We start from the raw sequence: 12249 nt of genomic DNA on the forward strand, positions 1-12249 counted from the left end.
ATATGTGACGCTTTCGGGACGGCCGCCGCTACAGCAATGCGGCCGCGATCGTCAAAAGCCCCAGACCCCCCGACAGCGGCGCGCGCAGCCATAGCCACCATCCGGGCGCGATGCCCAGCCGGTACAGCCGGTAATCGACCAGCAACGCACCGATCAGCGATATCCCCAGCAGCAGCAGCGACGGACCCGGCCATGGGTCTCCGGTCGTCCACGGCACCGCGGATGCCAGCGCGAGGAGTGAGGGTGCAACGGATACCGTCCAGATCCATTTGTGCGCGCGTTCGCCGGCCTGCGCGGCCAGTCCCCACCATGTGCCCCCGAGAAAGCTCAGGATCAGCGCGGCATAGGCGAAACCGGTCGCGAGCGCGGTGAAGCGCGCGGCGACGTTGCCCGTCAGCAACGTCGCCACCACCGCCGCCTGCGGGATCAGCCCCGCAACGCCGAGCCAGCGCGCGGCGGCGGGGATATCGCGGAAATTGCGGTTCATCTGCCGATACTCCGATCAGGCCGTCGCGCGGGTCGCGGCGGCCATGTCCTTCAGGCTGATCGCCGTGTCCGCCAGCATCGCCCGGTCCGGCGAAGCCCCGGCGACCACCAATGCCCGCCCCTGGACATAATCCCTGACCGCATTGACGCAGTCGAGCGCGATGACGCGGCTTTGGCGCAGATACACGATCGAAAAGGATCGCGCCGTCGGATCGCCCCGCAGCACGGCCGAGTCGTGGCCGGCCGACAGCCCGACGGTCTGCAGCTTCAGGTCATATTGATGCGACCAGAACCACGGCACCGAATGATAGGGTTCGGGCGTGCCGGTCATCGCCGTGACGACGGTCGTGGCCATGTCGTTCGCGTTCTGGACCGATTCCAGCCGGATCGGCAGGCCGTCCGCGAACGGGTTGGCGTGGAGCGCGCAGTCGCCGATCGCCCAGATGTCCGCAAGCGACGTGCGGCCATGCGCATCGACCGCAACGCCGTCGCCGCCCTCCGCCCCCGCCATCAGCAGGGGTGCCACCGCGGGTACGATCCCGATGCCGACGATGACCATCTCCGCGGGTACGATCTCGCCCGTCGCCAGTCGCACGCCCGTGGCGCGCCCGGCCTGCTCCTCGATGCAATCGACGACCGTATTCAGCCGGATGTCGACACCGCGGGCGCGGTGTTCCGCCTCGTAGAAGCGCGACAGCGCCTCGCCCGCGACGCGCGCCAGCACGCGGTCCTGCGCCTCCAGCACGGTCACATGCTTGCCCAGCCCCGCTAGCACCGCCGCCGCCTCCAGCCCGATATAGCCGCCGCCGATCACCGCGACCCGGGTCGTCGTCGGTAGTTCGGCCATCATCCGGTCGACATCGGCGCGGCTTCGCACCGAATGCACGCCCGCCAGGTCGTGCCCTGCACATGTCAGCCGGCGGGCATGGCCACCCGCCGCCCAGATCAGTCGGCCATAGCCGATCGTCGTACCGGTATCGGTCGTAACGGTATGCGCGTCCGGATCGACCCGGGCGACCCGTTCGCCGGTCAGCACCGTGATGGCGCGGTCCGGCCAGAAGGCCGGCGGGCGGATCAGGATACGCTCGAACGATTTGTCGCCCGCGAGATAGTCCTTGCTTAGCGGTGGCCGTTCATAGGGAAGTTCGGGTTCTTCGCCGATCATCGCGACCGTGCCGGCGAATTTACGCTGGCGAAGCGCCATCGCCGCCTGCGCGCCGCCATGTCCGGCACCGACGATCAGCACGTCGCACCAGTCCAATGACCATTTCCCCTTCACCAGAGGCCGTCAGGCCGTGACGATCCGTCGGTTCGCCGCGCGTCTTCATGCCGGTAACGGCCGGTTTGCGCAACGTTATCGTCGGGTATTCGAGCGCTTGCGAAAACGCTTTGACAGAATCGAACCCGCGCGGCAGGGCGCGGGCTTCGGCGGCGATCCGCCGGTCATGCGAACAGAAGTCATATAGACGATGCCAAGCGACATTAGTCGACAGCCTGGGCCACCCGCGGCCACCGTTCGAGACTGATCGCATCCGTCTCGCCCGGGCACCGCAGGTGGCGCGCTCGAGGGTGAGACATGAGACAATTGCATTTCCCGACGCGTGCGGTCCGTCCGTTCTCGCGCATCCTGCGGGTCACGCCGCCGAATGTCGCGGATCTCGTCGCGTTCATATTGCTCGCAGGCACCGCGGTGCTGATCTTCCGCGGCGCGGTCGGCGTCGCCGAACCGCTGTCGCGCCTGTCGATCGTACCGGTCGCGCTCGATCCGTGGAACCTGCCCTGGTATGCGCTCCGGACGACGCTCCGGATGTTCGCCGCGTTGTTCGCTTCGCTGATCTTCACGCTGATCGTCGCGACGATGGCGGCGCGCAGCAAGCGGGCCGAACAGATCATCGTGCCGGCGCTCGATATCCTGCAATCGGTGCCGATCCTGGGATTTCTGACCTTCACCGTCACCTTCTTCATGCATTTGTTCCCGGGCCGGCAGCTCGGCGTCGAATGCGCCGCGGTCTTCGCGATCTTCACCAGCCAGGCCTGGAACATGGCGTTCAGCTTCTACCAGTCGCTGCGGTCGGTACCGTCCGATCTGGAGGAGGTGTCGCGCGGGTTCGGCCTCTCGCCGATCCGGCGTTTCCTGCGGCTCGAACTGCCCTTCGCCATTCCGGGGCTGGTCTGGAACGCGATGATGTCGATGTCGGGCGGCTGGTTCTTCGTCGTCGCGTCGGAGGCGATCACCGTGGGCAACACGACCGTCGCGCTGCCCGGTATCGGCTCGTGGCTGGCGCTGGCCATCCAGCGGCAGGACGCCCGGGCGGTCGCCTGGGCGGTCGGCGCGATGGCGGTCGTCATCCTGCTCTACGATCAGCTGTTCTTCCGCCCGATCGTCGCCTGGGCGGATCGCTACCGGTTCGAACAGACCGCCGGGGCCGAACAGCCGGGGTCATGGGCGTATGATCTGTTCCGTCGCACCCGGATGCTCAAGATGCTGATGGAGCCGCTGCTCGGCTTCGGCCGAATGCTGATGCTGCTCGACCGGATGCCGGGGGCGAAGCCGGCGGAGCGCGATCGCTCCGGCCGCGCTGTCGGCGACGTCGTGTGGAAGGTCGCGATAGCGGTGATGCTGGTTGCGGCGGCGTGGCTGGTCGTCGATTATGTCGGCCATACGCTCAGCTGGGGCGATGCCTTCACCGCCGTCGGCTATGCATGCCTCACCCTTTTGCGCGTGATCGTCCTGATCGGGGTGGCGAGCCTGATCTGGGTGCCGATCGGCGTCTGGATCGGTCTGCGACCGCGTTGGGCGGAGCGGCTGCAGCCGGTCGCGCAGTTCCTGGCGGCGTTCCCGGCCAACGTGCTGTTCCCGTTCGTAGTGCTGGCGATCGTCCGCTGGAACCTCAGCCCGGGCATCTGGCTGTCGCCGCTGATCATCCTGGGGACGCAGTGGTACATCCTGTTCAACGTCATCGCCGGTGCCAGCGTGATCCCGACCGACATGCGCGAGGCGGCGTCGATGTTCGGGGTGAAGGGATGGCAATGGTGGCGCAGCGTCGCGCTGCCCGCGATCTTTCCCTATTACGTCACCGGCGCGCTGACCGCATCGGGCGGATCTTGGAACGCCAGCATCGTCGCGGAAGCGGTCTCCTGGGGCAACCGCCATATCGAGGCGGCGGGTCTCGGGTCGTACATCGCGAACGCCACCGTCGCCGGCGACTATCCGCGCGTCGCGCTCGGCATCGCCACGATGTCGATCTTCGTGATCGCATTCAATCGGCTGGTGTGGCGGCCGATGTATACTTTCGCCGAACGTCGCCTTCGCCTCGCCTGACCGCCAACACAACGGATATCCCCATGGCAACCACCGCACCCGCCCGCCCGCTCGTCGAAGTAAACGCCGTCAGCCACCGCTATGGCGGCGGCGGCGCGGCGGGCCAGGTCCTGAAGGACGTCGACCTGACGCTGAACGAGCACGAGATCGTCGGGCTCCTCGGCCGGTCGGGGTCGGGCAAGTCGACGCTGCTGCGCTCGATCGCCGGGTTGATCGATCCGAGCGAGGGCGAAGTCCGGTTGCTGCCCGACGAAGCCGGGCGCGCTCCAAGCGTGTCGATGGTCTTCCAGACCTTTGCCTTGTTTCCCTGGCTGACCGTTCTGCAGAATGTGGAGCTTGGCCTGGAGGCGCAGCGCGTGCCGACGGCCGAACGGCGCACCCGTGCGCTCGGCGCGATCGATCTCATCGGCCTCGACGGGTTCGAGAACGCCTATCCCAAGGAATTGTCGGGCGGCATGCGGCAGCGCGTCGGCCTCGCACGCGCGATCGTCGTCAATCCGTCGCTGCTGCTGATGGACGAACCCTTCTCGGCGCTGGACGTGCTGACCGCGGAGACGCTTCGTACCGACCTGCTTGATCTCTGGTCGGAAGGGCGGATGCCGATCAAGTCGATCCTGATCGTCACCCATAATATCGAGGAGGCGGTGCTGATGTGCGACCGGATCCTCGTCTTCTCGTCCAACCCGGGCCGCGTCGCGGCCGAGATCGTCGTCGACCTGCCGCAGCCGCGCGATCGGCTCGATCCGCCGTTCCGCGCGCTGGTCGACGCCATCTATGCGCAGATGACCGCGCGGCCTGTCGCCGTCCCCGCGAAGGACGGTCTGTCCTCCGGGGCCGGGATCACCATGGCGCTGACGGTCGTATCCACCAACGCGATGGCCGGCCTGATCGAGGAGGTCGATGGTGCGCCGTTCGACGGCACCGCCAGCATGGCGGAACTCGCCGATTCGCTGCAGCTGGAGATCGACGAGCTTTTCCCGATCGCGGAGACGTTGCAGCTGATGCGCTTCGCCGACCTGTCCGGCGGCGATGTCCGCCTGACACCCGCGTCGCGCCAATATGCCGCCGCCGATGTCGATCGTCGCAAGGCGATCTTCGCACATGCGCTGATCGCACATGTGCCGCTGGCGCAGCATATCAAGCGTGTCCTGGACGAACGGTCCAGCCATTCCGCCCCCGCCCGCCGCTTCCGCGACGAGCTGGAAGATCATATGTCCGAAGACTATGCCGACGAGACGCTGCGCGCGGTCACGCATTGGGGACGATATGCGGAGGTCTTCGCCTATGACGAGGATCGCGACCTGTTCAGCCTTGATAACCCGATGTGAACCGGTCCATGTGATTGCCGGCGGGATTGCGTGCTTGCGCAAAATGACGGAAAAGCACCGAACGCGGGGATCGCTGCAGGCATCCGCTACGTGGCCTGGCCGGGGAGGATCGCATGAAACTGCTCGCCCTCGACCGGCGGCCCGGCGGGCGTATCGCCATATCGATCCAGCGTTGACCGATCTGCCGGATCGCCCATCGCCGGAGGCCTTTCTTCGCCGGGCGGCGCAGGAAGGCCGTGGCCAGCTGAAGATTTTCCTCGGTGCCGCGCCGGGGGTCGGCAAGACCTACGAGATGTTGTCCGAAGGCGCAGCCCGTCGTCGCGCCGGCATCGACGTCATCGTCGGCATCGTCGAAACGCATGGCCGCGCCGAGACCGAGGCGCTGACCCGAGGCAAGGAGATCATACCGCGGCGCGACATCGCTTACGAGGGTCGCACGCTGCAGGAAATGGACCTCGACGCCATATTGGAACGTCGCCCCAGACTCGCGCTGGTCGACGAACTGGCGCACACCAATGCCCCCGGCAGCCGGCATCCCAAACGGTGGCAGGATGTCGAGGAGCTGCTGGCGAACGGCATCGACGTCTACACGACGATCAACATCCAGCATGTGGAAAGCCTGAACGACGTCGTCGCATCGTTCACGCGCGTCCGTGTCCGCGAGACGGTACCCGACAGCGTGCTGGAAATGGCCGAGATCGAGGTCGTCGATATCCCGCCGGACGAACTGATCGAGCGGCTGAAGGAGGGCAAGGTCTATCTGCCGGAGGAGGCGACGCGGGCGCTGGCCCATTTCTTTTCCAAATCCAATTTGTCCGCGCTTCGCGAACTGGCGCTGCGCCGGGCGGCGCAGGCGGTCGATACGCAGATGCTCGAACATCTGCGCGCCAACGCGCTTGGCGGAACCTGGGCGGGGACCGAGCGGATCGCGGTAGCGGTCGGCGACCTGCCCGGCGCGGACGGGCTGATCCGCGCGGCCAAGCGGATCGCGGATGCACAGCACGCACCGTGGACTGCGGTCTATGTCGAGACGCCGCGCAGCCGCGCGCTCGGGCCCGAGGCGCACCGCCGGGTCGCGGGCGTGTTCAACCTGGCGACGCAGCTCGGCGCGGCGGTCGTCAGCGTACCGGCGATGTCGGTGGTCGAGGGGCTGAAGACCTATGTCGCCGAAGCCCGCGCGACGCAGATCGTCGTCGGCAAGTCCGCGCGGTCGCGCCTGTTCGAATTGCGCCATGGCTCGGTTGTCGATCGGCTCGTTCGCGAAACGCCCGGGGTCGCGGTGCATGTCATGCCGCTGGAGGGGGCCGCGACCGCGGGCGGTTCGCGGGTGCGGCCGCGGGGTAGCTGGGGATCGTGGGGCGGCTATGCCTGGACGACGGCGATGGTCGCGGTCGTCACGGGGGTGGGGACGGGGCTGTTCCATTTCCTGAACCTCGGCAATGTCGCGCTGCTGTACCTGTTGCCGGTGATGGCGGCGGCCAGCCTGTTCGGGCTTCGCACCGGTCTGTTCGCCGGGCTCGCCTCGTCGCTCGCCTATAATTTCTTCTTCCTGCCGCCGACCTACACGCTGACCGTCAGCAGCCCGGAAAACGTGATCTCGATCTTCGTGCTGCTCGGTGTGGCGATCGTGACCAGCCAGCTGACGGCGCGCGTACGCGTTCAGGCCGATCTGGCCGCTGCCAGCGCGCGGTCGAACGCGGCGCTCGCCGGGTTCCTGCGCCAGCTGACGTCGCTCGGCGACCGGACCGATGTGAGCCGGATGATCTGCAGCGAGATCGCTCGGCTGTTCGATCTGCGCACCGTCATCCTGGAACAGGAACCGACGGGCCTGGCGGTGCAGGCCGCGAACATGCCCGACACGCGGCTCGGCACGATGGAATTCGCAGCCGCCGGATGGGCGCAGGATACCGGGCAGCCCGCCGGGCGTGGATCGGGAACGCTGACCGCGTCCGACTGGCAGTTCCTGCCGCTGAAAGCGGGCGACCGGACGCTCGCGGTGCTCGGCATCGCGCGCGACGACGGAACCGACCCGATCCGCCCGGACCAGCTGCCGCTGCTGCTCGGATTGCTGGACCAGGCGGCGCTGGCGATGGAGCGGCTGCGCCTCGAAGGCGAGATGCGCGACGTCGATACGGTGCGCGAGCGCGATCGCCTGCGCGCCGCCCTGCTGTCGTCCGTCAGCCACGATCTGCGCACGCCGCTCACCTCGGTGCTGACCGCCGCCGCCGAGCTCCGGCGCGAGCACGACCACCCGCTCCTCGGCATCATCGAGAACGAGGCGATGCGGCTCAACCGGTTCGTGTCCAACCTGCTCGACATGACCAGGGTCGAGGCGGGGGCGCTCAGGCTCAGGATCGAACCCGTCGACCTGACGGATGCGGTGGCGAGCGCGGTGGCCGACACGCGTCGGTCGCTGGAGGGTCATGCGATCAGCCTGCAAGTGCCGCCGGACCTGCCTCTGGTGTCGGTCGACCCGCAGCTGTTCCACCATTGCCTGCTCAACCTGCTGGATAATGCCGGCCGCTACGCCGATCCGGGCACGCCGATCACCGTCCGCGCGGAACGCGGCTATGGCGAACTGACGCTGTCGGTCCTCGACGAAGGTCCGGGATTGCCGCCGGGGCGGGAGGCCGAGGTGTTCGAGACGTTCCGGCGGCTGGAGGGTTCCGATCGCAGTGCCGGCGGGACCGGTCTCGGTCTTGCGATCGTCAAGGGATTTGCCGATGCCATGGGCATGACGGTCGCCGCCGCGGGTCGGCACGACAAACAGGGGGCCTGCTTCACGATCCGTTTTTCGGAAGCATTGCTGGTGCTGAATGCCGAGGAATGCGGCGCGTGACCAGCCGGCGTATCCTGATCGTCGACGACGAACTCTATATCCGCCGGCTGCTGCACGGCACGCTTGCCCGCGCGTCCTACGAGATCATCGAGGCGACGACGGGACGCGAGGCGCTGGCGCTCGCGGCGAGTGCCAGCCCCGACGCCATCCTGCTGGACCTCGGGCTGCCCGACCGCGACGGCCTGGAACTGGTACCGCTGCTGAAAAAACAGGCCAAGGTGCCGCTGCTCGTCATCTCGGCGCGCGATGCGACCGACGACAAGGTCGCGGCGCTGGATCTCGGCGCGGACGATTATGTCACCAAGCCGTTCGACGGCGAGGAACTGCTGGCGCGGTTGCGCGCGGCGATGCGTCGCCGGGTCAGCGCGCAAGGGGCCGATCCCGTGGTCCGCGCCGGCGACCTGCTGATCGACCTCGCCAATCGACAGGTCTTTCGCGATTCGGTCGCGGTTCATCTCACGCGCAAGGAATATGAGGTCCTGGCCGAACTGGCGATGGCACCCGGGCGCGTCGTGACGCACGCGCGGATCCTGCAGGCGGCGTGGCCGCTCGAATATGACCGGAAGATCGAATATCTGCGGATCGTGATCCGCAACGTCCGCCAGAAGCTGGAGATCGACCCGGCCAATCCACGGATCATCACGAACGAACTGGGGATCGGCTATCGTCTGCTCGCCGACCCATGAACGCCGGTGCGGCCTGATACGACCGGGCGCTATGCAAACACTATGGCAAGGTACGGCTTTCGCTCTCGAAAGCCTATTCGCGCGCCGATAGATGATCGGTCCAGTCTTGGAGCGCGCATTCGTTGGACCCTTGCGAACCCTGGACGGGCGGTTGCGCCGCAGGCGATGCGGATCGTGACCCTGCGGCATCATGACGGGCGGGGCGGCATTGACGCTGGCAGCGATCGTGACCGCGCTGGTGGGGTTCGATCTGTACCTTTGGGGTCGCTTGTTCCTCGTGAAGCGGCGGCGACAGGCGACCGAGGCGCGGCCCGCGGACTGCCGGCGCGACCGCGTTTTCGATCGGGACGACGCCAGTCCTCCGAGCACTGTCCGGTTGCCGTGAAGAATATCAGCCGGAGATGGCGAGCGAATTAACGTACGACGCACGACGTGCCACTCGCCGGTTCCATCGCACTGATCGATCGGGCTAGGTCAGGCCGGTTCGAGGATGTCGCTGGCCTGACCATGGCGATATATTCGGCCAGCGCCGTGATACCCGATGTATCGGTTCGTACGCCCGGACCTGGCGCATTCGGCGAATAAGACCTCCGTTCGCTTGCTTTCGATTAAAGCAATGCCCTATGATTCTTCCATCAGCTTGCAGTAGGGATTTTAATCGACCATGCGTGTTCCTGCCATCTCGCTATCCCTGCTGCTCGCTCTCGCTCTGGCCGGTTCCGCCGCGACCGGGACCGAGCCGTCGCTTCGCTTCCAGGTTCCCTCCACCGTCTCGCCCGAGGCCGCCAAGGCCCTGAGCGCCATCTATGCCGTCGCCGCCAAACAGCCGCCGGAAGTGAAGCCCGCGTCCGTCGAAGATTGGGATCGTCTGAGAGAAGCCTTGGACAAGCGGATGATCCCCGCGTCCAATGCCGTCGTCGCCAAATTGGGCGCGACCGTGCAGGACGACCAGATCGGCGGCGTTCCGGTCGTGCGCATCCGGCCTGCGAACTACACGCCGAGCGGTCGTACGCTGATCTATTTCCATGGGGGCGGCTATACGCGCTTCTCGGCGCACTCCCGTCTCGGACCGCCGGCGCTGGTCGCGGCCGCGACCGGCGATGAGGTTATCTCGGTCGATTATACCGTCGCTCCCCGAGGAAACTGGAAGATCGTCACCGATCAGGTGATCTCGGTCTGGAAGGCGCTTCTCGCCAAGGGGATCGCGCCTTCGAGCACCGGGTTGTTCGGTGATTCCGCCGGCGGCGGGATCGCGGCCGGGTCGGTGTTCAAGATGCGCGATCTCGGGCTTCCCTTGCCCGGCGCGCTGTACCTGATGTCGCCGTCCTGCGACGTCACGCAGCAGGGCGACAGCTATCAGACGCTTTCGAGCGTCGATCCCGTGCTCGATCGCGAGAGCTCCGCTTGGGGCGCGGCCGCCTATGCCGATCCGCAGGACCAGAAGAACCCTTATGTGTCGGCCGTCTACGGCGACTATACGAAGGCCTATCCGCCGACCCTGATCCAGGGCGGCACGCGCGAAATGCTCCTCAGCAACTACGTACGCGAGTATCAGGCGATCCGTGGCGGCGGTCATGAGGCGGTGCTCGATATCTACGAAGGCGTCCCCCACGTCTTTCAGGGCTCCATCCCGAACACGCCGGAGGCGCGCACCGCCATCGCCAGGGCGGCCGCGTTTTTCAAACTTCACCTGACGGCTCGGTAGGGTGGTGAACGGGTGACGTGATCGAGGGGGTATCGCTCGGCTCCTTCGAAACGCACCACCGTATGATTTGACAGGGCATCGTGCTCGTGATCGAGTCCATCCGGACCGTATGGTCGAGCCACCGGCGTAGAGCCCGGTTTGACATAGCCTCTTCGAGCGAACATCGTTCTTTCTCGAGGAAGGGTCACTCAGCCTCCATCCTCGCCGAACAGACAAGCATGACAGGCATCGCATGATGAACACGCCGACGCGCCGGGACGTTGTGAGGACTGCGGCCATCGCCCCGATCGCGTTGCCGGCGTTGGTCCAGGGGGCCGATGCTGCCGACCGGACCCGCGCGTCGACGCGCCGCACCGCGTCAGAGCACTTCGATTATGTGGTCGCGGGCGCGGGGCACAACAGCCTCATCTGCGCGGCGTATCTCAGCAAGGCGGGATATCGCGTGCTGGTCCTGGAAGGCCAGGCGATCATCGGCGGCGGCTGCAAGACCAGCGAGATATTGCTGCCCGGCTACAAGGAGGATTGGTGCTCCTCCACGCACGGCATCATCGCCAACAATCCGCTGGTGACGCGCAACGAGCTTCACCTCGAGCGATACGGCTATGAGATCCTGCATCCCGAGGTGGTTATCCATTTCCCGTTCGCGGACGGGGCGTCGTTCACCGTCTATCTGAACGACGTGGAGCGTACCGCCGCGACGATCGCGACCGTCTCGAAGACCGATGCGGAGACGTTCCGGCATCTGGCGGCGCTGCGGGCGGCCGCCGCGCCGAAAGCCCCGGACGGGCCAGCGAAGACGCAAGCGCAGGCTTATCTCGGGACGCTGGGAACGATGAGCGGCTATGCCGCGGCGCGGCAGGTGTGGCGTAGCCCGCAGATGCAGGCGGCGGCTCTTTCGGGCGGGCGGTTCTCCGGGCCGTCGGGCGCGGAGCTCGGGACCGGGCTGCAGGCGCTGTCGATGCTAGCGCATGTCGGTGGACGTCCGTTGCCGCGGGGCGGCTCGGGCATGCTCTCGGTCGCGCTCGGCCGACTGATCGAGGCGAGCAACGGCGTCGTGCTGACGAACATGCCGGTGACGGGGCTCGTGATCGAGAACGGCAAGTGCAAGGGTGTCGAATGCGCGGACGGCAGCCGGTTCCTCGCCGGGACCGGCGTGGTCTCGACGATACATCCCCGACAATTGCTGACCATGGCACCGCGCGCGCTGTGGGGCGACGCGCTCGTGCAGCAGGTGGCGCTGATGCAGCCGGAACTGGCCATGTTCGCGTTCCACTATGCGCTGACCGAGCCGCCCCGGTACAACCTCGCATCCGGCGGCTCGGTGAGCAGCCCGGAGGCGGCGGTGATGGACGATCCGGCCAGCATCTTCGTGCCCAACCTCGACGCCGCGCGCGGCGAACTGCACCCGGACGATTATCCGCTCCAGGTCTGCCACCCTTCGGTGGTCGACACGACCCGTGTTCCCCAGGGGCGCGGCCTGGTGAAGGTCCAGGGCTATATCACCTATGACCTTAAAGGCGGACCCGGGCAGTGGGACGTCATCAAGGATCAGGTCGCCGACCAGGTGGTCGCCCGGTATCTGAAGACGACCGCGAACCTGACGCCCGCGAACATCCTCGCCAAACACCTCGTCAGCCCGCTCGACATGGAACGGGGGAACGCGGCGATGTGGCGTGGTAGCGTCCACGGCTTCGACAATCGATACGGCGCCTTCGCACCGTACCGGCTTCCGATCGCAGGGCTCTACCAGACGGGCGATTGCACGTCGCCGGGCGGCGGCATCAGCGGGATGCCGGGCCGCAACGCCGCCGAACTGATCCTGCGGGACCAGGGCCGCGAAATCGGCCAGGTTGTCGCATCGTCGGCCTAGGAACGGCGGCGGT

At 66.9% G+C, this 12249-nt stretch carries 9 protein-coding genes; 7 read left to right on the forward strand and 2 right to left on the reverse strand.

The annotated features are described in order from the left end of the window. Window positions 1–28: 28 nt before the first annotated feature. Window positions 29–487 (reverse strand): DUF3429 domain-containing protein, encoded by a 459-nt coding sequence (locus tag HUU99_RS02595; RefSeq protein ID WP_174285009.1) that lies wholly within the window; start codon window positions 485–487, stop codon window positions 29–31. 15 nt (window positions 488–502) lie between these two features. Beyond that, window positions 503–1747, reverse strand: coding sequence for an NAD(P)/FAD-dependent oxidoreductase (locus HUU99_RS02600; RefSeq protein WP_174285010.1), 1245 nt, complete (start codon window positions 1745–1747; stop codon window positions 503–505). 315 nt (window positions 1748–2062) lie between these two features. Between HUU99_RS02600 and HUU99_RS02605 the strand changes: the two genes are divergently transcribed. The 7 genes from HUU99_RS02605 (at window position 2063) to HUU99_RS02635 (ending at window position 12236) form a co-directional block, all read left to right on the forward strand. Next, on the forward strand, window positions 2063–3808 hold the full coding sequence (locus HUU99_RS02605) for an ABC transporter permease (protein WP_174285011.1): 1746 nt from the start codon (window positions 2063–2065) through the stop codon (window positions 3806–3808). Window positions 3809–3831: 23 nt separating this feature from the next. Continuing rightward, entirely contained in the window at window positions 3832–5136 is a 1305-nt protein-coding gene (locus tag HUU99_RS02610) for an ABC transporter ATP-binding protein (protein WP_174285012.1), read from the forward strand. Window positions 5137–5308: 172 nt separating this feature from the next. Beyond that, window positions 5309–7975 (forward strand): sensor histidine kinase, encoded by a 2667-nt coding sequence (locus HUU99_RS02615; RefSeq protein ID WP_254602877.1) that lies wholly within the window; start codon window positions 5309–5311, stop codon window positions 7973–7975. Continuing rightward, window positions 7972–8661, forward strand: coding sequence for a response regulator (locus HUU99_RS02620; RefSeq protein ID WP_254602878.1), 690 nt, complete (start codon window positions 7972–7974; stop codon window positions 8659–8661). The genes HUU99_RS02615 and HUU99_RS02620 overlap by 4 nt, the downstream gene beginning before the upstream one ends. Window positions 8662–8851: 190 nt before the next feature. Further along, complete coding sequence (locus tag HUU99_RS02625; protein ID WP_174285015.1) at window positions 8852–9046, forward strand: hypothetical protein; 195 nt, start codon at window positions 8852–8854, stop codon at window positions 9044–9046. A gap of 279 nt (window positions 9047–9325) precedes the next feature. After that, window positions 9326–10366: an alpha/beta hydrolase fold domain-containing protein gene (locus HUU99_RS02630; protein WP_174285016.1), complete on the forward strand. Its 1041-nt coding sequence runs from the start codon at window positions 9326–9328 to the stop codon at window positions 10364–10366. A 262-nt stretch (window positions 10367–10628) separates the two neighbouring features. Continuing rightward, complete coding sequence (locus HUU99_RS02635; RefSeq protein ID WP_217430740.1) at window positions 10629–12236, forward strand: phytoene desaturase family protein; 1608 nt, start codon at window positions 10629–10631, stop codon at window positions 12234–12236. The last annotated feature ends 13 nt before the right edge of the window (window positions 12237–12249 follow it).

This window comes from Sphingomonas bacterium (assembly GCF_903642285.1).
In the GTDB taxonomy this organism is placed as follows: domain Bacteria; phylum Pseudomonadota; class Alphaproteobacteria; order Sphingomonadales; family Sphingomonadaceae; genus Sphingomonas.

Bases quoted from the DNA above. Each gene is read 5' to 3' on its own strand.
- HUU99_RS02595 (WP_174285009.1), bottom strand. From the start codon at position 487: ATGAACCGCAATTTCCGCGATATCCCCGCCGCCGCGCGCTGGCTCGGC.
- HUU99_RS02605 (WP_174285011.1), top strand. From the start codon at position 2,063: ATGAGACAATTGCATTTCCCGACGCGTGCGGTCCGTCCGTTCTCGCGC.
- HUU99_RS02610 (WP_174285012.1), top strand. From the start codon at position 3,832: ATGGCAACCACCGCACCCGCCCGCCCGCTCGTCGAAGTAAACGCCGTC.
- HUU99_RS02625 (WP_174285015.1), top strand. From the start codon at position 8,852: ATGACGGGCGGGGCGGCATTGACGCTGGCAGCGATCGTGACCGCGCTG.
- HUU99_RS02630 (WP_174285016.1), top strand. From the start codon at position 9,326: ATGCGTGTTCCTGCCATCTCGCTATCCCTGCTGCTCGCTCTCGCTCTG.